Annotated in this window: 17 protein-coding genes and 1 riboswitch; of the genes, 3 read left to right on the forward strand and 14 right to left on the reverse strand. The window is 65.2% G+C overall.

Going from position 1 to position 21,162, the window contains the following annotated elements; all coding sequences use genetic code 11:
- Positions 1 to 32 precede the first annotated feature (32 nt).
- The 3 genes from HTY51_RS06985 to HTY51_RS06995 are packed head-to-tail and all read right to left on the reverse strand — an operon-like array spanning position 33 to position 4,357.
- Positions 33 to 1,232: an efflux RND transporter periplasmic adaptor subunit gene (locus HTY51_RS06985; protein ID WP_174252061.1), complete on the reverse strand. Its 1,200-nt coding sequence runs from the start codon at positions 1,230 to 1,232 to the stop codon at positions 33 to 35.
- A 25-nt stretch (positions 1,233 to 1,257) separates the two neighbouring features.
- A complete protein-coding gene (locus HTY51_RS06990) occupies positions 1,258 to 3,621 on the reverse strand; it encodes an ABC transporter permease (RefSeq protein ID WP_174252062.1) in 2,364 nt (787 codons plus the stop codon).
- 10 nt (positions 3,622 to 3,631) lie between these two features.
- Positions 3,632 to 4,357: an ABC transporter ATP-binding protein gene (locus HTY51_RS06995; RefSeq protein ID WP_174252063.1), complete on the reverse strand. Its 726-nt coding sequence runs from the start codon at positions 4,355 to 4,357 to the stop codon at positions 3,632 to 3,634.
- A gap of 298 nt (positions 4,358 to 4,655) precedes the next feature.
- Between HTY51_RS06995 and HTY51_RS07000 the strand changes: the two genes are divergently transcribed.
- A complete protein-coding gene (locus tag HTY51_RS07000; RefSeq protein ID WP_174252064.1) occupies positions 4,656 to 5,927 on the forward strand; it encodes an HD-GYP domain-containing protein in 1,272 nt (423 codons plus the stop codon).
- A gap of 221 nt (positions 5,928 to 6,148) precedes the next feature.
- Here HTY51_RS07000 and frc (HTY51_RS07005) read toward each other — a convergent pair whose 3' ends face one another.
- From frc (HTY51_RS07005) to oxc, 3 genes are all read right to left on the reverse strand, one after another.
- Positions 6,149 to 7,396, reverse strand: coding sequence for a formyl-CoA transferase (gene frc, locus HTY51_RS07005; protein ID WP_174252065.1), 1,248 nt, complete (start codon positions 7,394 to 7,396; stop codon positions 6,149 to 6,151).
- Positions 7,397 to 7,640: 244 nt separating this feature from the next.
- A complete protein-coding gene (frc, locus tag HTY51_RS07010) occupies positions 7,641 to 8,912 on the reverse strand; it encodes a formyl-CoA transferase (RefSeq protein ID WP_174252066.1) in 1,272 nt (423 codons plus the stop codon).
- Positions 8,913 to 8,949: 37 nt separating this feature from the next.
- The gene (gene oxc / locus HTY51_RS07015) at positions 8,950 to 10,683 is read right to left on the reverse strand and encodes an oxalyl-CoA decarboxylase (RefSeq protein WP_174252067.1); all 1,734 of its coding nucleotides are present in this window, start codon (positions 10,681 to 10,683) and stop codon (positions 8,950 to 8,952) included.
- Positions 10,684 to 10,968: 285 nt separating this feature from the next.
- On the opposite strand from oxc, the gene HTY51_RS07020 reads away from it, so the two are divergent.
- Positions 10,969 to 11,577, forward strand: coding sequence for a Crp/Fnr family transcriptional regulator (locus HTY51_RS07020; protein WP_174252068.1), 609 nt, complete (start codon positions 10,969 to 10,971; stop codon positions 11,575 to 11,577).
- A gap of 52 nt (positions 11,578 to 11,629) precedes the next feature.
- Here the strand turns inward: HTY51_RS07020 and HTY51_RS07025 are convergent, their stop codons facing one another.
- The 8 genes from HTY51_RS07025 to zapB form a co-directional block, all read right to left on the reverse strand.
- A complete protein-coding gene (locus HTY51_RS07025) occupies positions 11,630 to 12,463 on the reverse strand; it encodes a cytidylate kinase family protein (RefSeq protein ID WP_174252069.1) in 834 nt (277 codons plus the stop codon).
- 22 nt (positions 12,464 to 12,485) lie between these two features.
- The gene (locus HTY51_RS07030) at positions 12,486 to 14,015 is read right to left on the reverse strand and encodes a tripartite tricarboxylate transporter permease (protein WP_174252070.1); all 1,530 of its coding nucleotides are present in this window, start codon (positions 14,013 to 14,015) and stop codon (positions 12,486 to 12,488) included.
- Between the two features lie 32 nt (positions 14,016 to 14,047).
- Positions 14,048 to 14,569: a tripartite tricarboxylate transporter TctB family protein gene (locus HTY51_RS07035; protein WP_174252071.1), complete on the reverse strand. Its 522-nt coding sequence runs from the start codon at positions 14,567 to 14,569 to the stop codon at positions 14,048 to 14,050.
- Positions 14,570 to 14,715: 146 nt separating this feature from the next.
- Positions 14,716 to 15,738 carry a tripartite tricarboxylate transporter substrate binding protein gene (locus HTY51_RS07040; protein WP_174252072.1) on the reverse strand — a complete coding sequence of 341 codons (1,023 nt, stop codon included), beginning with the start codon at positions 15,736 to 15,738 and terminating at the stop codon, positions 14,716 to 14,718.
- A 430-nt stretch (positions 15,739 to 16,168) separates the two neighbouring features.
- The gene (locus HTY51_RS07045; protein WP_174252073.1) at positions 16,169 to 17,107 is read right to left on the reverse strand and encodes a methionyl-tRNA formyltransferase; all 939 of its coding nucleotides are present in this window, start codon (positions 17,105 to 17,107) and stop codon (positions 16,169 to 16,171) included.
- Positions 17,108 to 17,187: 80 nt separating this feature from the next.
- The gene (locus HTY51_RS07050) at positions 17,188 to 17,988 is read right to left on the reverse strand and encodes a sulfite exporter TauE/SafE family protein (RefSeq protein ID WP_174252074.1); all 801 of its coding nucleotides are present in this window, start codon (positions 17,986 to 17,988) and stop codon (positions 17,188 to 17,190) included.
- A 371-nt stretch (positions 17,989 to 18,359) separates the two neighbouring features.
- Complete coding sequence (locus tag HTY51_RS07055; RefSeq protein WP_174252075.1) at positions 18,360 to 18,695, reverse strand: cell division protein ZapA; 336 nt, start codon at positions 18,693 to 18,695, stop codon at positions 18,360 to 18,362.
- Positions 18,692 to 18,922, reverse strand: a complete 231-nt coding sequence (gene zapB / locus HTY51_RS07060; RefSeq protein WP_174252076.1) for a cell division protein ZapB — start codon at positions 18,920 to 18,922, stop codon at positions 18,692 to 18,694. Before zapB ends, HTY51_RS07055 begins: the two co-directional genes overlap by 4 nt.
- A 50-nt stretch (positions 18,923 to 18,972) precedes the next feature.
- Positions 18,973 to 19,209: riboswitch (cobalamin riboswitch) on the forward strand.
- A gap of 69 nt (positions 19,210 to 19,278) precedes the next feature.
- Here zapB and HTY51_RS07065 point away from each other — a divergent pair.
- Positions 19,279 to 21,159, forward strand: a complete 1,881-nt coding sequence (locus HTY51_RS07065; RefSeq protein WP_174252077.1) for a TonB-dependent receptor domain-containing protein — start codon at positions 19,279 to 19,281, stop codon at positions 21,157 to 21,159.
- Positions 21,160 to 21,162 lie beyond the last annotated feature (3 nt).

Genomic DNA, 21,162 nt, shown 5'->3' on the forward strand with positions numbered 1-21,162 from the left:
GCGCAGGATGGCATCGTGCGCCGTACCGACGTTCAGCCGCCCACCAGTTTCTTGACCCGTTCGCCGTCCTTCAGCGAACTCGGCGGGAAGAGGATGAGCTCGGTGCCCGGTGCCAGTTCGCCCCTGATCCAGGCCTCACTGCCGTTGCGCGCCAGCACTTCCACCTCATGCAGGCGGGCGCGGCCCTTTTCCATGGCGTAGAGGGCGGCACGGGCGCCGGAGGGGAAGAGGGCGCTGACCGGCACCTTGAGCGCATCCTTCTCGGTCTGCACCACGATGCGCACATCGGCCTTGTAGCCGTCACCCAGGGCGTTCCACTGCTCGCGCGGCGCGAGGATGTCCAGCACCACGTTGACGCGCTGCTCCTCCACGCCCAGAGCCGAGACCTTGGTGTAGGCGGCCGGCTCCACCAGGCGCACGCGAGCGGGCAGCGGCTGCGGGCTGCCCCAGTTGGAAAGCAGGGCCGGCGTGCCGGGTTGGACCTGGGCGGCATCTTCGGTCAGCAGGTCCACCACCACTTCCAGATCGCCGGGGTCGCCCAGCTCCAGCAGCGCCGTGCCGGCCTGCACCAGGCCTTCGCTCTGCTGGTTGATCTTGAGCACCTTGCCGGCGATCGGGGCCTTGATGGCCCAGCTGCGCTGCGCTGTGACACCGGTGCTGAAGGTGCGGATGGCGATGCGCGCCTGTGCCAGTTCGTGGCCGGTGGCGTCTTCTTCCTGGCGCGCGCTGTCCAGTTCCTTCTGGCGCAGGCGCACGGTCAGGCGCCCGGTCTCGTTCTGCGTGGGCGAGACAAAACCCTGCTGCGCCAGCGTCTCGCTGCGCTTGAGGTCGGCCACGGCCTGGTCCAGTGCGGCCTTGGCGCGCTCCACATTGGCGCTGGCGCGGCGCACGGCGGCTTCCATGGCGCCGATGCGCTCGTTCTGTTCCTGGCGGGCGCGTTCGTCCAGCAGGCCGGGCATGACGGGCCACAGCGTGGCCAGCACGGCGTCGCGCGCCACGCTGTCGCCCTGCTTGAGCGCGATGCGCTGCACGCGACCGGTCAGCGGCGTGGACACCACGTAGCGTTCGCGCAGGCGGGTCTTGCCGTCTTCCTGCACAGCGCGCTCGAAGGGGCCACGGCTCACCGCGCCCAGTTCCACTTCCGTGGCCTGGGGCCAGAAGGCCCAGACCAGCAGCAGGACGGCCAGCAGCAGGCTGCCACCGATCCACAGTTTTTTCCTGGAGAGATTCATATTTGTTTTCCCTGGCTTGATGTTTCTATTCTCGTGTCTTCAGCACGCCCACCAGATCCAGCGTGTCGATGCGCCGGCGCACGATCAATGCGCTGGCCACGCCGGCGGCCACCACGACGATGGCGGCATAGGCGTAGGTGGGTGGCTGGATGATGAGCGGAAAGAAGAATTCGTCGGTCTTGATCAGCTGCACGATGCCGGCGGCCAGCCAGTAGCCGGCCACCAGGCCCAGCGGGATGGCCAGCAATATCTCCAGCGCCAGCTCGCCCAGCAGGAAGGTGGAGACCTCGCCGCGCGTGAAACCCAGCACGCGCAGGCTGGCCAGCTCCCAGGCGCGTTCGGCCAGCGCGATGCGCGCATGGTTGTAGACCACGCCCACGGCGATGATGCTGGCGAAGACGGTGAGGATGGCGCTGAAGACCAGCACGTTGCGCGCGGTGATCTCCTCGATGTTGCGCAGCATCACGGCTTTGCTGAAGGCCGCCGCCACGCGCGGCAGGTTCTTGAGCCGCTCCAGCAGCTCGGGTTCAAAGCCGCGCTCCACCGAGAGGGCGATGACGTTGACGTGGTCGCCTTCCTGCAGCAGGCGGTTGAGGCTGCGCCGCTCGATGTAGGCGCCCATGCCCATCATCTCCTGGACCGTGCCCATCACCGGCAGCTCCAGCACCTGGCGCCGGCCTTCCAGCAGTTCCACGCGTACGGTCTGGCCGGGTTGGATGTGCAGGCGCTCGGCCAGGCGGTCGGTCAGCAGCAGGCCGTCCTGCGGCGGGGCAAAACTCTTGTGGGCCACGTCCACGATGCGCTGCAGCTGCGGTTCGGCAGCCCGCCCCTGCACACTGCCGCGCCAGTGATGTTGCCCGTGCACCAGGCGCGCCGGCACGCTGCGCACGCCTTCGACGGCTGTCACGTGCGGCAGCCGTGCCACCTCAAAGGTAATGGGCGCGGGCGCAGCTTCCACCAGGCTGACGATGACGTCGCCGCGCAGCACCAGGCGGAACTGGGTGTGCAGCAGCAGGTCGATGGTGTCGCGCCAGAAGGTGCCGCTGATGACGATGGCCATGGAAGCCGCGATGCCCAGGATGGTGAGCGCTGTGCGCAGCGGGCGGCGCTGCATGGTGCGCAGGACCATGCGCACGGCCGGGCTGAAAAAGTCGCGCAGGCCCCAGGTCTCGACGAAGCTGGGCCGGAAGCGCCCCGGTGCCGGCGGGCGCATGGCTTCAGCCGGCGCCAGCTGCACGGTGGCGCTTATCGCGCGCCAGGTGGCGCCCAGGGCGGCAGCCAGGGTGATGGCGGTGGCGGCCAGGGCCAGCTCGGGCCGCACGCGGTGCCGCAGCTCGGGAAAGCGGAACACCTCGGCATACAGCCCGGCGAACCAGTTGCCCAGCCAGGCGCCCACGCCGATGCCGAGCAGCACGCCGAGAATGACGATGAGCAGCACCAGCTTGACGTAGTGCGCGGCGATGTCCCCGTTGCCGTAGCCCAGGGCCTTGAGCGCGGCGATCTGCTCGCGCTGGGTGGCGATCTGGCGGCTCAGCACCACGTTGAGCAGGAAGGCGGCCACCGCCAGGAAGATGCTGGGCAGCACGGTGCCCATGACACGCTGTTCCTTGATCTCGGAGTTCAGGATCATGTGCGACATCTGCTCGTCGCGCCCGTGCGCGCTGATGCCGCCATAGGGCGCCAGCAGCCGGTTCAGGCCGTCGATCACGCGGCCCTCGCTGGCGCCCGGGGCCAGGCGCACCGAGACCTGGTTGAAGGCGCCTTCCATGTTGTAGGCCGCAGCCAGGGCGTGGCGGTCCAGCCAGAAGACGCCGAAGCCGCGCAGGTCGGGTGAGCCGCCCATGCCGGCGAAGATGTACTCAGGCGAGAGCGCGATGCCGGTGATCAACAGCTCCTCGCGCTTGCCATTGATCAGCGCATGGATGCGGTCGCCGGGCTGCAGCTTGCGGGCGATGGCAAAACCTTCCGACACCAGTACCTCCAGCGCGCTGCCGCGCTGCGTGACGGGCATACGGCCGTCGCGCAGGTGCAGGCGGTTCAGGCGCGGCAGGGCCTGCAGGTCGATGCCGATCAGGCGGCCGATGATGGGATCGGACACCTGGGGAATGTCCACCTGCACGATCTGCGTGAGCGCGGTTTCGATGTGCGCCGCGCCTGGCAGGGCGGCGAGCTGGCGTTCCAGCGCCAGCGGTGCACGCTTGAGGCTGGCGAAGACGTCGGCAAAACGCGATTCGGTGTAATAGACCTCGCGCGACCAGGACAGCGCGTCGTAGGCGCTGAAGCTGGCGATGAAACCGGCCACGCCGCTGGCCACCACCAGGGCGATGGTGATGGCCTGGCTCCACATGAGCCGCAGGTCGCGCAGCAGCTTGCGGTCGAGCGCTTTCATGCTCGGGCTTTCACCAGGACAGCTCCGAGGGGCTGATCTTGTGGGGGTTGACGTCCACGCGCTGCACGCGCCCGCCACCGAGGTGCAGCACGCGGTCGGCCATGCCCGCGATCGCCGCGTTGTGCGTGATGACGATGGCGGTGGTGCCCAGCTCGCGGTTGATGCGCTCGATGACCTCCAGCACCAGCTTGCCGGTGACGTAGTCCAGCGCGCCGGTGGGCTCGTCGCACAGCAGCACCTCGGGGCGCTTGACGATGGCGCGCGCGATCGCCACGCGCTGCTGCTCGCCGCCCGAGAGCTGCGAGGGGAAGTGGTCCAGGCGCTCTTCCAGGCCCACCAGGCGCAGCGCTTCGGCCGCCGGCATGGGGTGGTGGGCGATGTCGGTGACCAGCTCGACGTTCTCGCGCACGGTCAGGCTGGGGATGAGGTTGTAGAACTGGAAGACGAAACCCACGTGCTCGCGCCGGTAGCGGGTGAGTTCGGCATCGCTGGCGCCGGTGAGTTCGTGCTCGGCAAAGCGCGCGCTGCCGCTGCTGGGCCGGTCCAGCCCGCCCAGGATGTTGAGCAGGGTGGACTTGCCGCTGCCCGAGGGGCCGAGCAGCACGATGAACTCGCCGCGCCGGATCTCCAGGTTCACGTCCTGCAGGGCCTTCACCTGGACCTCGCCCATCTGGTAGGTCTTGCAGAGGTCGCGGGCGATGAAAACGGGGGGGCTGGCTTCGGTGCTCGGGTTCATATCCTGACGGCGTTCATGGCGGGCTTCTGGCCATGATATTCGTCCGTAACGGGGGCGGGTGTCTTGATCCCGGTCATGATCCTTGCGGGCCTGGGCTGCCGTGGTGCACCCGATTGGGGCCAGCCGGCCGACCCGGGGCCGGTCAGGTCAAGGTGGAACGGTAACAAGTTCAGGTGCTGCTGCAGGATTTGTAGCAAAGTTGTTGATTCTTCAAGGGTCTGGCGCTGCACGGGCCTAAACCTTGGACTAGAATCGGCGCGTCTGCCGGATTCCAGGGTGGTGGCAGACGCTAAATTCCATGAAGTCTTCTGATTCCGAACTGATCGATATTTCCGAACTGCGCGTCGGGCTCTACGTCGAGCTCGAGCTGGGCTGGATGGCGCACCCCTTTCCGACCGGCAGTTTCAAGATCACGTCCCTGCGCCAGATCGAGACCATCCGCGGCCTGGGCCTCAAGCAGGTGCGTTACGTGCCGGACAAGAGCGACCCGCCATCGGACGGACTGGACAGCCGCTCGGCCCTGGACGAGGCCTCGTTAGCGCGTGCCCTGGCGCAGGAGAACGAATTCCGCCGGCGCCGCGCCGCCCTGATCGAATCCCAGCAGAAGACGCTGAAAGCCTGCGAGCAGAAGTTTGGCCAGGCCCAGCAGCAATACCGGCGCGTGCAGGAGCAGGTGCTGGAGCAGCCCCTGGCCGTGCGCGACGCCTGCGTGGCCATGATTGCGGCCTTCGTCCAGGAGATGGAGTGCGACGGTGAGGCGGCCATCCGCCTGCTGTCCGAGGGCGTGGGTGAGCGCGCGGCCATGCATCCGGTCAACGTCACGGTGATGAGCCTGCTGCTGGGCAAGGCCATGGGCCTGCACGGCCAGGACCTGATCGATCTGGGGGTGGGGGCTTTCCTGCACGATGTGGGCAAGTTGCAACTGCCGCAACGCGTGCGCTGGTTCGAGGATGGTTTCTCGATCGAGGACTTCAAGCAGTACCAGGAACACGTCAACAAGGGCGTGGCCATTGCCAACCTCATGCAGCTCAGCGAAGGCGCGCTGATGGCCATTGCCCAGCACCATGAGCTGATGGACGGCACCGGCTTCCCCATGCGTCCGCCCGGTGGCGACCTGACCTTGCCGGCGCGCATCCTGGCCCTGGTCAACCGCTACGACAACCTGTGCAACCCGGTGCGCCTGGTGACGGCGCTCACCCCGCACGAGGCCCTGTCCCTGCTGTTTGCACAGCACAAGGCGCGTTTCGACAACATCGTGCTGAGCGCCTTCATCCGCATGATGGGCGTCTACCCGCCGGGCTCGGTGGTGCAGCTGATCGACGGGCGCTATGCGCTGGTGGTGTCGGTCAACTCGGTGCGACCGCTCAAGCCCCGCGTGATCGTGCACGAGCCCTCGGTGGCCAAGCACGAGGCCCTGATCCTGGACCTGGAAAGCCAGCCCGGTATCGGGATCCGCCGCAGCCTCAAGCCGGCCAGCCTGCCGCCCGACGCCCTGGAATACCTGGGTCCGCGCCAGCGGATCGCCTATTACTTCGAGAGTTCAGGCCCGGCGCCGCTGGCAGACGCCTGAGAACTTGCGAATAAATCTACTGCGCGACCCGATCGCCGCGTTGGGCGGTGCTCGCCATCCTCACGTACAGGAAGTACGTTCCGGTGGCTGCGCTCCGTCCGCCTTGCGCTCGGCCCGCTCGCTACGATTTCTTCACAAGTTCTGAGTTCTTCCCACCGGAATGAAAAAGCCGCTGCGCTGCAGCGGCTTTTTTTCGTCTACCCGCACGGGGCGGGCAGGGATCAGATCGCCTTGGCGGCGCGCAGTTCGTCGAGCTGGGCCTTGTTGTAGCCCATCTGCATCAGCACTTCCTCGGTGTGCTCGCCCAGCAGCGGCGAGCGCGTGACTTCGGTCGGGCTGTCCGACAGCTTGATGGGGTTGCCCACGCTGAGGTACTTGCCGCGCACCGGGTGGTCGACTTCCACGATGGTGCCGGTCTCGCGCAGGGACTGGTCCTCGGCGATCTCCTTCATGGAGAGGATGGGGCCGCAGGGGATGTCGAACTCGTTGAGGATGTCCATGGCCTCGAACTTGGTCTTGGTCTTGGTCCACTCTTCGATGCGCGCGAAGATCATCTTCAGGTGCGGCAGGCGGGCCTGCGGCGTGGCGAAGTGCGGGTTGGTGATCCAGTCCTCCTCGCCGATGATCTTGCAGATCGCGGGCCAGACGGCGCCCTGGGTGATGAAATAGATGTAGGCGTTGGGGTCCTTCTGCCAGCCCTTGCACTTGAGGATGGAGCCCGGCTGGCCGCCACCCGAGGCATTGCCGGCGCGCGGCACGGCTTCGCCGAATTCGATGTCGGGGTACTGCGGGTACTCGCGCAGTTCACCGGTGCGCTCCAGGCGCTGCTGGTCGCGCAGCTTGACGCGGCACAGGTTCAGCACGGCGTCCTGCATGGCGGCCAGCACCTTCTGGCCGCGGCCGGTCTTCTCGCGCTGGTACAGGGCGGTGACGATGCCCAGGGCCAGGTGCAGGCCGGTGCCGCTGTCGCCGATCTGCGCGCCCGTCACCATGGGCAGGCCGTCGGGATCGCCGGTGGTGGAGGCGGCGCCGCCCGTGCACTGGGCCACGTTCTCGTAGACCTTGCAGTCGACATAGGGGCCGGGGCCGAAGCCCTTGACCGAGGCCAGGATGATGCGCGGGTTGATCTCCTGGATCTTCTCCCAGGGAAAACCCATGCGGTCGAGCGCGCCGGGCGCGAAGTTCTCGACCATCACGTCGCATTCCTTGATCAGCTTGACCAGCACTTCCTTGCCCTTGGGGTTCTTGGTGTCCAGGGTGATGGAGCGCTTGTTGTGGTTGAGCATGGTGAAGTACAGGCTGTCGGCGCCTTCGACGTCACGCAGCTGTCCGCGCGTGGCATCGCCTTCACCGGCCTTCTCCACCTTGATCACGTCGGCGCCGAACCACGCCAGCAGCTGTGTGCAGGTGGGTCCCGACTGCACGTGCGTGAAGTCGAGAATGCGCACTCCTTCGAGGGCCTTGGTCATGAAAAACTCCTGGTTCTAATGATAAAAAATTCTTATGAATAGAAGACACGGGTCTTCTATATGACTTGGTCATTATAGGGGTTTCACCGACTCGAAACATTGTCGTTTTTTATGTAGTCGACCGGCCCCACTGATACATGCCCACAGAGGAGAAAGCCGGCGTCATACGGTTGATGGTGCTGCTGTCGCAGTGCCAAAAAAAACGGCGCCCGAAGGCGCCGTTTTCATGTGCGAGGGCAGGGGCTCAGACGGCCTTCTTGCCGTGCATGGCCGCGATCTGGTCCTTGCTGTAACCCAGCTCGGCCAGCACCTCGTCGGTGTGCTCACCCAGCAGCGGGGAGGCCGTGACTTCGGGCTTGAGGTCCGAGAACTTGATCGGGCTGCCGATGGTGAAGTAGCTGCCGCGCACCGGGTGCGGCACTTCCACGATGGAGCCGCTCTTGCGCAGCGACTCGTCAACCAGCAGTTCCTTCATGGACAGCACAGGGGCGCAAGGAATGTCGAACTTGCGGAAGATGTCCACCGCTTCGAACTTGGTCTTGTCCTTGATGAAGTCCTCGATGGTGGCGAAGATTTCCATGATGTGCGGCTGGCGGGCCTTCGGGGTGGTGTAGGCCGGATCGGTCTTCCACTCGGGTTTACCCAGCGCGTCGCAGATCGGCTCCCAGGCGTGGCCCTGCACCGTGAAATAGATGTAGGCGTTGGGGTCGGTCTCCCAGCCCTTGCACTTCAGGATCCAGCCCGGCTGGCCGCCGCCGCCGGCGTTGCCGCCGCGCGGGGTGACGCGGTCCTTGAACGCGTCCATTTCGTGCGGGTACTGGGGATACTCTTCCAGGTAGCCCAGGCGCTCCAGGCGCTGCTGGTCGCGCATCTTCACGCGGCACAGGTTCAGCACGGCGTCCTGCATGGACACGGCGACCTTCTGGCCCTTGCCGGTCTGCTGGCGGCCGATGATGGCGGTCAGGATACCGATGGCCAGGTGCATGCCGGTGTTGGAGTCACCCAGCGCTGCTGCGGAGATGGTGGGCTGCGAGTTCTCGCCCTTCCACCAGCCGGTGGTCGAGGCGGAGCCGCCGGCGCACTGGGCCACGTTCTCGTAGACCTTCAGGTCTTCGTAGTGGTGGCCGTCGCTGAAGCCCTTGACCGAAGCCAGGACCATGCCGGGGTTGAGCTTCTGGATGTACTCCCAGGTGAAGCCCATGCGATCGAGCGCGCCGGGACCGAAGTTCTCGACCATGACGTCGGACTTCTTGATCAGCTTCTCGAGCACTTCCTTGCCCTCGGCCGTCTTGGTGTCCAGCGTCAGCGAACGCTTGTTGCTGTTGAGCATCGTGAAGTACAGCGCGTCGGCATCGGGGATGTCGCGCAGCTGGCTGCGGGTGACGTCGCCGGCGCCCGGGCGCTCGACCTTGATCACGTCAGCGCCGAACCAGGCCAGCAGCTGGGTGCAGGCGGGACCGGCTTGCACGTGCGTGAAGTCGATGATCTTGATGCCCTTGAGGGGTTTGTTGGACATGTTGCAGTTCTCCTTGTGGGTTGTTGCGCTAGAAAAATCAGTGCTTCTTGGTAGCGGCGCTGGTCGGGTTGAGGCTGGTGATACGGCCGCTTTCGGTGCCGGCCTTCTCGTCGATGATGGCGTTGATCAGGGTGGGCTTGCGCGACTTGATGGCTTCTTCCATCGCGCGGCGCAATTCGGCCGGGGTGGTGGCCTGCACGCCGACGCCGCCGAAGGCCTGCATCAGCATGTCGTAGCGGGCGCCCTTGACGAACACCAGGGGCGAGGGATCCTTGCCGCCGGTCACGTTGACTTCGTCGCCGCGGTACACGCCGTTGTTGTTCATGATGACGATGCAGACCGGCAGGTTGTAGCGGCAGATGGTCTCGACTTCCATGCCGCTGAAACCGAAGGCGCTGTCACCCTCGATGGCGATCACCGGCTGGCCGGATTCGACGGCGGCGGCCACGGCAAAACCCATGCCGATGCCCATCACACCCCAGGTGCCCACGTCCAGGCGCTTGCGCGGCTTGTACATGTCGACGATGGAGCGGGTGAAGTCCAGCGCATTGGCGCCTTCGTTGACCAGGATGGCGTCCGGGTTGGCCTTGATGATGTCGCGCACCACGTTCAGCGAGCTGTGGTAGTTCATCGGCGAGGGATCCTTGGCCAGGGTCTCGGCCATCTTCGCGATGTTCTTGTTCTTGCGCTCGGCGACGGCAGTGGTCCATTCGGCCGGGGGCTTGGCCCAGTTGGAACCCATGCCGCTCAGCAGGGCGGACACGCAGGAGCCGATGTCGCCGACCAGCGGGGCGTCGATGGCCACGTTGCTGTCGGCTTCGGTGGGCGAGATGTCGATCTGGATGAACTTCTGGCCACCGGCGTTCTTGTGGTCCTTGCCACCCCAGGTCTTGCCCTTGCCGTGCGAGAGCAGCCAGTTCAGGCGCGCACCCACCAGCATCACCACGTCGGCTTCCGGCAGCACGAAGGAGCGGGCGGCCGAGGCCGACTGCTCATGCGTGTCGGGCAGCAGGCCCTTGGCCATGGACATGGGCAGGTAGGGGATGCCGGACTTCTCGACCAGGGCCTTGATGTCGGCGTCGGCCTGGGCGTAGGCGGCACCCTTGCCCAGCAGGATCAGGGGCTTCTTGGCGCCCTTGAGCAGGTCCAGCGCGCGCTTGACGGCGTCGGGTGCGGGGATCTGGCGCGGGGCCGGGTCGACCACCTTGATCAGCGAAGCCTTGCCGGCTGCAGCGTCCATGGCCTGGCCGAACAGCTTGGCCGGCAGGTCCAGGTAGACACCGCCCGGGCGGCCGGAGACGGCGGAGCGGATGGCGCGGGCGATGCCCACGCCGATGTCTTCGGCGTTGAGCACGCGGAAGGCGGCCTTGCACAGGGGCTTGGCGATGGCCAGCTGGTCCATCTCCTCGTAGTCGCCCTGCTGCAGGTCGACGATCTCGCGCTCGGAAGAGCCGGAGATCAGGATCATGGGGAAGCAGTTGGTGGTGGCGTTGGCCAGAGCCGTGAGACCGTTGAGGAAACCGGGGGCGGACACCGTCAGGCAGACGCCGGGTTTGCCGGTCATGAAGCCGGCGATGGCGGCGGCGTTGCCGGCGTTCTGCTCGTGGCGGAAGGAGATCACGCGCATGCCTTCAGCCTGCATCATGCGGGTCAGGTCCGTGACCGGAATGCCCGGCAGGCCGTAGATGTTGGTGATGCCGTTGAGCTTCAGGGCATCGATGACCAGGTGGAAACCGTCAGTCAGTTCTCTGGATTGAGCGTCGTTGGACATGGTGTAGTCTCTCTCGGTTTTTGACGTCTTTGGAAGTCGGGCGACCCGGCTGGCAAGTATCTGCGGCTCCTCGAATCCGGCTGGCCCCGGGAGCGCGCAATCGGGGGTGCCGGTGGTGCAGAGAGCCCTGGTACGACCAGCGTCGGCAGGGCCTGTTTGCAGCGACGGGTTATGATAGAAAACGATTCAGGTTCCGCCATTGACCACGGTCAATTTTCGGGACAAATAACCGGCTTCCCGCAGGAAACCGGCCCGCTACCGGCGCGAACGCGCGATCCCTGGCCCATGACATCCATCGAGAACCATCCGGAAAAGAACATCATTCGGGTTCAGCTCCGACAAAACAACGTGCTCAAGGGCATGAGTGTGGCGTCGCACGAGGAGCTGGAGCAGCATCTGACCGTGGTGGATTGCAACAAGGGCGACTTCCTGCTGCACCAGGGCGTGCACGAGATGGAGCAGTATTTCATCCTCGATGGCGTGCTCAAGCGGGTGGTGGCCAATGCCCAGGGCAAGGAGATGATCCTGCGCTTCGCCGCCGAGCGCGAGATGGAAACCAGCTATGCAGCATGGTCTCTCAAGACGCCCACGCCCTACAGCATCGTCTCGGTGACCAAGGCACGGGTGGTCAAGCTGCCCATGCCCGAGTGGATCGCCTTCCTGGAGAGCCACCCGGAGGAAAAGCGCATCTTTGAATACTGCGTGATGAACCTCATGAGCGAGATCATGGCGCACACCATCACGCTGCACCTGCTGGATGCCCCCGGCCGGGTGCACCGCTTCCTGCGCAAGCACCCGGAGCTGTTCGACCGGATACCGAAAAAGGAACTGGCGGCCTACATGAACCTGTCGGCCGAGACGCTGAGCCGGCTCAAGCAGCGCGGCAAGATCTGAGGGGTTCCGGTCTGCGCCGTGCCGACGCAAGGTCGGCACGGCGGACCGTATGTCAACGACGGTTGGTGGGGAAGTGCCGTGCGTCGGTGAACGCGCGCAACTGGTTGTCGACGGATTTCACACCTGTCACACCCTGGACCACACGGACGGCAGCGGCTTTCTCGGCGTCGTCGGCCACGATGCCGCGCAGCGTGACGTTGCCGTCCACGCACTCGGTGGCGATATCGACAGCATGCGTGTCCGCGTGGTTGCTCAGGGCGACCCGAATCCGGGTGCTGAGTGCCATGCACTGCAGCAGCGTCTTCGATGACTGGGTCTCGGCGAACTCGGGACGCTTGAGCAGGTTCTTGATCTGCTCGACGCAGCTCTCGACAGAGAGGCGCTCGGTGTTGAGCACCATGTCGAACAGCACCGGGTCACCCCAGTTCACGCCGAACTGATCGTGCATGCGTGCGGCATTGGCCTGGTCGCTGCGCTGGATCTCGGCCCGGGCCAGGTCGCGGTCATCCGTGTCCAGCTTTTTCATCAGCCAGTCGACCCGCTGCTCGAGCGGACGCATGATGCGGATGCACGGGACGTGGGGCACCGCGCGCAGCAGCTGCGTCGCACCCCAGCCGCGGATGACGACGTTGCCGCGCGCGGCAGCGTCGAGCACTTCCTCGGCGGTGTAGATCGCCATGGCTTCCTTGTCTGCGCGCAGGCCTTCGATCAGGCCGGCCTTGCCGCTGCGCAGCCGGTTGATCAGGCTCTTGGAGACGTGCATCTTGTCAGCCACCCGGGCCGCCACTTCGTGCTCCAGGTTCTGCAGGCCGAGGTCAGCCGCGAGTTTCTCGGCGACATCCTGGGCCAGCGAGCCCATTCCTTGGGTCAGTGCAATTACGGGCATGTTGTATTTCTCCTGTCTTGTATCAGTCCACGCCGCGCTGGTCGGCGAACTCGTCCTTCTTGGGCGGCTTGACCAGGGCGATCAGCTTGGAGATGACCGGCCAGAACAGCAGCAGCAGGGCCAGCGTGGTGATGGAGCCCACCAGCGGGTTGGAGAACATGATCGACATCTCACCCTGCGAGACCAGCATGGCCTGGCGGAAGGAGTCCTCGGCCTTGTCGCCCAGCACCAGGGCCAGCACCAGCGGCGCGATCGGGTAGTCGAGCTTCTTGAACACATAACCGACCACACCGAACAGCAGCATGAACCAGATGTCGAGCATGGCGTTGTGCACGGTGTAGGCACCGATGGCGCAGATCACGATGATCACCGGGGCAATGATCGAGAAGGGGATGCGCAGGATCGATGCGAACAGCGGCACGGTGGTCAGCACGACCAGCAGGCCGACCAGGTTGCCCAGGTACATGGAAGCGATCAGGCCCCAGACGAAGTCCTTCTGCTCGACGAAGAGCAGCGGACCGGGCTGCAGGCCCCAGATCAGCAGGCCACCCAGCAGCACAGCGGCGGTGGGCGAACCCGGGATGCCCAGGGCCAGCATGGGCAGCAGGGCGGCGGTACCGGCGGCGTGGGCCGCGGTTTCCGGTGCCACGATGCCTTCGAGCTCGCCGGTGCCGAACTTGGCGCCGTTCTTGGACATCTTCTTGGCAATGCCGTAGCTCATGAAGGAGGCCGGGGTGGCACCGCCGGGGGTGATGCCCATCCAGATGCCGATCACCGAGCTGCGCAGGGACGTGGCCCAGTAGGCGGGCAGCTTCTTCCAGGTCTGCCAGACGATCTTGGGATCGATCTTGGCGCTCTTGCCGGAGAAGGCCAGGCCTTCTTCCATGGACAGCAGGATTTCACCGATACCGAACAGGCCGATCACCGCGATCAGGAAGTCGAAGCCGCGCATCAGTTCGGAGAAGCCGAAGGTCAGGCGCAGCTGGCCGGTCACCGTGTCCATGCCGACCGAGGCCAGGGCAAAGCCGATGGTCATGGAGGCCAGGATCTTGAAGGGCGAGCCCTTGCCCATGCCCACGAAGCTGCAGAAGGTCAGCAGGTAGACCGAGAAGAACTCGGGCGGGCCGAATTTCAGGGCGAATTTGGCGACCAGCGGTGCCATGAAGGTGATCATCACCACCGCCACGAAGGCGCCGATGAAGGAGGAGGTGAAGGCGCCGGTCAGCGCTTCGCCGGCATGGCCTTTCTGGGCCATGGGATAACCGTCGAAGGTGGTGGCCACCGACCAGGGTTCACCCGGGATGTTGAACAGGATCGACGTGATGGCGCCACCGAAGAGCGCGCCCCAGTAGATGCAGGACAGCATGATGATGGCCGAGGTCGGATTCATGCTGAAGGTCAGCGGCAGCAGGATGGCCACGCCGTTGGCGCCGCCCAGACCCGGCAGCACGCCGATGAGCACGCCGAGCACGATGCCGATCACCATGAGCAAGAAGTTCATGGGCGTCATCACTGTGGCGAAGCCCTGGAACAGTGCGTTGATTTCTTCCATTTTTTCTGATCTCCGTTATTCTGCGTATGTGCTCAATAGCCCAGGAAGGCGAGCGGATCCAGGGCACCCTTGTGCAGCGGCACCTTGAACCAGACTTCGAACATCATGAAAAAGATGGCGTTGACCGCCAGGGCGATGATGGCGCTCTTGAGCCAGCTGTATTTGCCCAGGATGATCATGAAAAGGGCGATGTAAAGCGCCGAGGCCACGTAGATGCCGATCAGCTGGATGAAGCCGACGTAGACAGCCGCCGGGATCAGCACCGACAGCACGCGCCGGAAGGACTCGCCGTCGACGAACACCTCTGTGTTCTTGACCTTGCCGGCCAGGGCCTGATAGAGCACGCCGATGCCGGAGATGCAGAGGATCAGGCCGATGTAGAAGGGGAAGTAACCGGAACCGGGGCCATCGCTGGTCCACTCGGAACCCAGCTTGCGGCTACCGTAAATCACGACGCCGCCCATGATGATGACCAAAACCGCGACGACCGCATCGATGATATTGGTGGCTACGCCGGTGCGTTCGCCTTCGTGTGATTCCATGTTCGATTCCATGACGAATTAAGTGCTGATAAGGTAATTTCAGGCGGCAAAAAACTCGGGTCAGCGCCAGTTTCGACTGGCTACCGTCCCACTATGCAGTTGCTCAGGGTCGGGGAAATGCGGGTCCGGGCGCGAATGCCGGACCCGCTGTTCTTGTTTTACTTGGCCAGGAAACCGGCTTCCTTCATGAGGTTGCGGTGGTTGTCTTCGGCGGCGGCGAGCCACTTGTTGAAGTCAGCACCGGTCATGAAGGTCTGGTTGAAGGCACCCTTTTCCATGTACTCCTTCCAGTCCGGAGTGGCACGGATCTTGTTCATCAGGTCGACGTAGTACTTGACCTGGTCGGCGCTGATGCCGGGGGCGGCGAAGATGCCGCGCAGCATGACGTAGTCGGCCGGCACGCCAGCTTCCTTGCAGGTCGGGATGTCGTTCCAGGACTGGGTGTCGGTCACCTTGGCCTTGTAGGGCAGGCGGGTGTCGTCGAACACGCACAGGGCGCGCAGCTTGCCGGCGCGCCACTGGGCCACGGCCTCGGCCGGGTTGTTCACGCTGGAATCGACGTGACCGCCGACCAGCTGCACGGCGACTTCACCACCGCCCTTGAAGGGCACGTAGATGAACTTGGTGCCGGTGGCCTTTTCCAGACCCACGGTCAGGATCTGGTCTTCCTGCTTGGAGCCGGTGCCGCCCATCTTCATCTTGTTCGGGCCGGCGGCCTTGACGGCCTCGATGTATTCCTTGGCGGTCTTGTACGGCTTCTCGGCATTGGTCCACAGCACGAACTGGTCCAGCGCCATCATGGAGACGGGCGTCATTTCCTTCCAGTTGAAGGGAACACCGGTGGCCAGGGGCGTGGTGAACAGGTTGGACAAGGTGATGATGATCTTGTGCGGATCGCCCTTGGCTTCCTTGACCGAGAGGAAGCCCTCGGCGCCGGCGCCGCCCGACTTGTTCACGACGATCAGGGACTGGTTCATCAGCTTGTGCTTGACGATGATGCCCTGCATCAGGCGGGCCATCTGGTCAGCACCGCCACCGGTACCGGCAGGCACCACGAACTCAACCGGCTTGGTCGGCTCCCAGGCCAGCGCCGGCAGCGAGGCGCTCAGCCCAGAAGCTGCGATTACGGCGGTGGCCGCGGCCACCACCTTGGTTTTCAGTTTGGCTTGAAAGCTCTTCATCTCTTGTCTCCTGTTGATGGAACGTTTGTCGATTAAGACCACTCTGCGATAGCCTCTCGATCACTTTGCAGCAATCGACTTGGGCTACTGTGAAATTTTCTCGCGAAATTGCTCTTGATTGCGGTCAACTTTTCAGAATTTTTCGCGAGCCCTAGGGTTTCTACGAGTGGGGATATTGCGTATGCCCGCGACCGGCTTTCGGGCTGGTTCGGACGCGTTTTTCCGAGGGAAATTCTTCGTCTTCGCGTGCAGAACGCAAGCGCGGATGCTACTGCGCGGACCGTCTTTTGAACACTCACTTTCATTCGCGCATGCATCAAGGAGTGCTTATGCTTTTGTGTCCGGGCCCATGGTACGCCCGTGGGCACAAAACACAAGGGCAGCCATCGGCTGCCCTTGTGATCCATGGGGACGGCCACGCAGGCAGGCTTCAGCCGCCGCTCTTTTTCCCGGCTATCGCCTGCAGGCCCTGGCTGCGGGCGAACTCACCGGCATCGACCTTCTTGCCGCCTTCGGGCTTGAGGCGCAGCACCTCGATGGTGCCGCCCTGCGCGTTGATGAAGAGAGACTGCTCCGTGATCTGCACCACCTCGCCGGGCTTGCCGCGTACTGCACCGAAAGTGCGCACGGGATGCTTGCGGCAGTCGTAGATCGAGACCTTCACACCGTCCAGCTCGCACCAGGCGCCGGGCGCCGGGTTGCAGGCGCGGATCAGGTTGTAGACCTGGTCCACGTGGTTGGCCCAGTTGATCCTCGACTCCTCCGCCTTGAACCAGCCTTCATAGCTGGCCTGGGCTTCGTCCTGCTCCACTTCCTGGTGCTTGCCGGCCAGCACCAGGTCGGCGGCCTCCAGCATGGCGGCCACGCCCAGGGGGAAGAGGTGCTTGAAGTAGACATCGCCCAGCGTGTCGTCGGGGCCGATGGGACAACGCTTCTGCAGGATCACCGGGCCCTCGTCCAGGCCGTCGGTGGGGCGGAAGATGGTGAGGCCGGTCTCGCTGTCGCCGCGTGCGATCGGCCAGTTGATGGAGGAGGGGCCGCGGTATTTCGGCAGCAGCGAGGGGTGGTACTGGATGGTGCCGTGCTTGGGGATGCTCACGAAGGACTGTGGCGCGAACTGCAGCACGTAGGCCATGATGCCGAGGTCCACGTTCAGCTCGCGCAGGGCCTGTTCGGCTTCGGGGCTCTTGAGGCTGGCGAACTGGAAGACCTTGAGGCCGGCCGCTTCGGCAGCGGCGCGCAGGGCGTCGGGCTTCTCGCCCGGCTTCTCCGGCTTGCAGAACACGCCGGCGACTTCGTCGCCGCGCGCCAGAAAGGCTTCGAGTACGGCCTTGCCGAAATCCTGCTGGCCGATGATGGTGATGCGCATGTGGTGGGGTCCCCTCGATGGTTCAGTGCGGGCTTATTTATCCCACGGATTATCGGGCCTGATCCATCAGGTCCTGGAACCTAACGCATCAGAAAATAGGCCGCCAGCAGGTAGAGCACCACGGCGAAGGCGCGCTTGAGCGGCCGGATGTCCATGCGGTGCGCGGTGCGCGCGCCCAGCGGGGCCGTGATGATGCTGGCCGTGGCGATCACCAGCAGGCCGGGCAGGTAGAGGTAACCGAAGGCGCCCGGCGGCATGTCGGGCAGGCCGCGCCCGGCCCAGATGTAGCCCAGCGTGCCGGCCAGCGCGATCGGGAAACCCAGCGCCGCCGAGGTGGCCACGGCCTGGTGGATCTTCACGTTGCACCAGGTCATGAAAGGCACCGAGACGAAGGCGCCACCCGCGCCCACCACCGAGGACAGCAGGCCGATCACATTGCCCATGCCGAACATGCCCCAGCCGCCGGGCAGGGTGCGCGAGGGTTTGGGCTTGCGATCGATGAACATCTGCGTGGCCGAATAGGCGATGAAGAGCGAGAACACCAGGCCCAGGATGCGCGTGGGCAGGGCCGCGGCGATCTGCGCGCCGACCAGCGCGCCCACCAGGATGCCCGGCGCCAGCAGGCGCGCCACCGGCCACAGCACCGCGCCGTGCTGGTGGTGCGCGCGCACCGAGGACAGGGAGGTGAAGCAGATCGTGGCCAGCGAGGTGGCCACCGCCATCTTGACCACGTATTCCTCGGCAAAACCCTGGGACTCCAGGATGATGGTCATGAAGGGCACCATGATCATGCCCCCGCCGATGCCCAGCAGGCCCGCCAGGAATCCGGCACACACGCCCATCAGGGCCAGTTCGACGATCAACTGGGGTTCAAGGAACATCGGGGAATTTCGAGAAAGGGCGCGCGGAGTGTAGGTGTCTGCAAGTGCCACCAGGCCGCATCCTGAACCGGGGTTCAGGTGGGCGAGGTCAGCGTTGGCTTTGGGTTCATCTGACGCGAGACGATCACGCTAGCCAGGCAATTTCCAAGCCCGGGCTCAATGAGCATTGGTTCAAGGAATTTAAAGCCCGATGGCATTGCAGACCAGGCCATTGTAGTGGGATGCCAGAAAGATGCTGGCGACTTTTGCGCAACGCGACGTACGCGGGGCTTTGACGCAGGACACCGTGGAACCGGCTCGGCCGGGCCACCGGTGTCGCCCCCTTGAGGGTGGGAGGCCTGGCCACACGCAGTGGGCCAGCCACGGGGGGGTCAGATGAGCTGGCCGTCCTGGCCCAGCGCGACATCGAGGCGCTCGATCAGCGTGCCCAGCACGGCGTTGTCGTCGGCGCGGGGGACGATGGCGCTGGCCGCACGCGGGGCCGCTGCCACCGCCGGCGTGCCGCGGTCGCTCAGGTCGAAGGCCAGGTTCAGCGCGGCCAGCACGGCGATGCGGTCGCGCGCCTTGACCTTGCCGGCATCACGGATCTTGCACATGGCGGTGTCCACGCGCTCCACGGCTTCGAGCAGGCTGGCCTCGCCGCCTTCGGGGCAGCCCAGCAGATAACTCTGCCCCATGATCTGCACTTCGAGTTGTTTCGTGCTCATGCGGCGTCCTTGTGGCTGTCGGACTCGGCCGGCTCGGACAGGCGCTCCAGCAGCGCATCCACGCGTGACCGTGCCGCCCCCAGGCGCGACTTGAGCTGGTCGCGCTCCGCCGTCAGCGCATCGAGCTGGTCGGTGAGCAGTTCGTTGGTGCGCTGCAGTTCCGCATGGCGCACCAGCAGGCGCTCGACACGCTCGACCAGTTGTTCGATTTGGGACGGATTTGTCATGGGGCTTTCAAATTTGTCTTGCAATTGTAGGGTTTACGCAAGATTTCGAAAGTAAAATCACGATCGTTGGTGCTCGCGGTGTGGTTCACATGCCGCAGTTCAACGGGAAGCAGGAGGGAGAGCCAACCCGGCAAACCTAACCTGCGCTGCCCCCGCAACGGTAAGTGGACGTGTCGCCAGACACCGCTTTCATCACTTAGCCACTGGATGCCCTGAACAAGCAGCCGGGAAGGCGATGAAGGTTGTTTCCATCAGCCCGGATACCGGCCAATGAGGTGGTTGTGCGCCTGCGCGCAACCGTGACGTCCATGCCCTGGCGGGGAAGCCGGGGAGGGCTTGTGTCCGTATCCATCATCATGAAAATCCGTCTCCAGCCGACGCGCCTTGCCGTCCTGTCCTGCCTTGCCGTCCTGCACCTGCCCTCACCGGCGCAAACCGTGGCCCAGCTCGGTGTCACCGTCGTGACCGCCGCCCGGGTCGAACAGCCCCTGGCCGAGGTCCTGCCCTCGGTCTCCGTCATCACGCGCGAGGATATCGACCGCGCGCAGGCCGCCTCGCTGGCCGACCTGCTGCAGGGCGAGGCCGGTTTCGAATTCGGCCGCAACGGCGGCCCCGGCAACGTGACCTCCTTCTTCCTGCGCGGCGCGGCCAGCACCAACCTCGTGATCATGATCGACGGTGTGCGCACCCTGGTCGACGGCTGGGGCAACCTTTCGGCCATCGACCTGCCGCTGTCGCAGATCGAGCGCATCGAGTTGCTGCGCGGCAATGCCAGCGCCCTTTACGGCGAGGCCGCCGTGGGCGGCGTCATCCAGATCTTCACCCGTGAGGTCGGCGACCAGCCCGGGGCCTACGGCACGGTCACGGCCGGCAGCCGCGGCAGCCGTGGCCTGACCGCCGGCTACGCCGCCCGGGACGGCGACCTGGGCCTGCGCCTGGACGCAGGCGCCGAGCACACCGATGGTTTTTCGGCCATGAACCCGGCGCAGAACACGCGTGTCAACCCGGATCGCGATGCGATCGACCGCCAGCATTTTTCTGGCAAGCTGACCCAACAGGTTTCGCGCGACCTCACGCTGGGCGTGTATGCCAACGTGGTTCGCACCAAGGTGGATTTTGACGATGGCAGCAGCCCGGCCGTGGCCACCGACGTCCAGCAGCTGCAGCGCGAGACCGCCTTGCTCAATGTCTATGCCGAAGGCCGGCTCAGCCCCGACTGGCGCAGCCGGATCGACCTGAGCCGCACCACCCTGACCCTGCTGGACGAACTGAATGGCCAGCCCAATCAGGGGGCCTACACGGCAGGGCGCAGCACCGGGCAGCAGAACGCGCTGCGCTGGTTCAACAGCTACGCCCAGGGGGCGGACCGGGTGTTCAACTTCGGCGTCGAGTCCGGCGACGAGGCCTATACCTCGGACGCCACGAGCTCCGGCTACCGCGCCCAGCGCCGCATGTTCGGTGCCTTCGCCGGCGTCAACCAGACTTTCGGCGCGTTATCGCTGCAGGGCAATCTGCGCATGGACAGCGTGGAGGTGAACAAGCTCGACACCATCTACGCACGTCGCTGGGAAGCCACCTCGGGCCTGCTCGGTCTGGGCTGGCGGCTGTCCGATGCCTGGCGGCTGACCGGCAGCGTGTCCACGGGCTTTCGCGCGCCCAGCGCGGGGGAGCTCTCCAACAACATCGACCTCAAGCCCGAGACGCACCGCAGCAGCGAAGCCGGCGTGGCCTGGGCGCGGGGCACCGACAGCCTGCGCCTGGTGGCCTTCCAGACCCGCACCGACGACGCGATCTACTGGCAGAGCGTCTCGCCCTGGACGCCGGTCAACATCGGCAAGGTGCGCAACAGCGGCGTGGAGCTCAGTGGCCGCGCCTTATGGCTGGGCAACCAGATCCGTTATGCCCTGGTCAGCCAGGACCCCTGGAACGAAAGCGACGGCACGCGGCTGGCGCGACGCGCGCGTGACTACGGCTCGCTGGAGGTCTCCCGCCTGATCGGGGCCACCACGGCCGGCATGCGGTTCAACGCCTTCGGTGACCGCTACGACAGCGGGGCGCCCGGCCGTACGCTGGCCGGCTACGCCACCGTCGCGCTTTATGCGTCGCGGCCCCTGAGTCGCGACTGGACGGTTCGCGTCAAGGCCGAGAACCTCTTTGACCGCACCTACCAGCTGGCCTATGGCTACAACACCCCGCCGTCCGGGGTCTGGGTTACGCTGGCCTACCAGCAACACTGAAGC

It is taken from the genome of Rhodoferax sp. BAB1 (assembly GCF_013334205.1).
Taxonomy (GTDB): Bacteria; Pseudomonadota; Gammaproteobacteria; order Burkholderiales; family Burkholderiaceae_C; genus Hylemonella.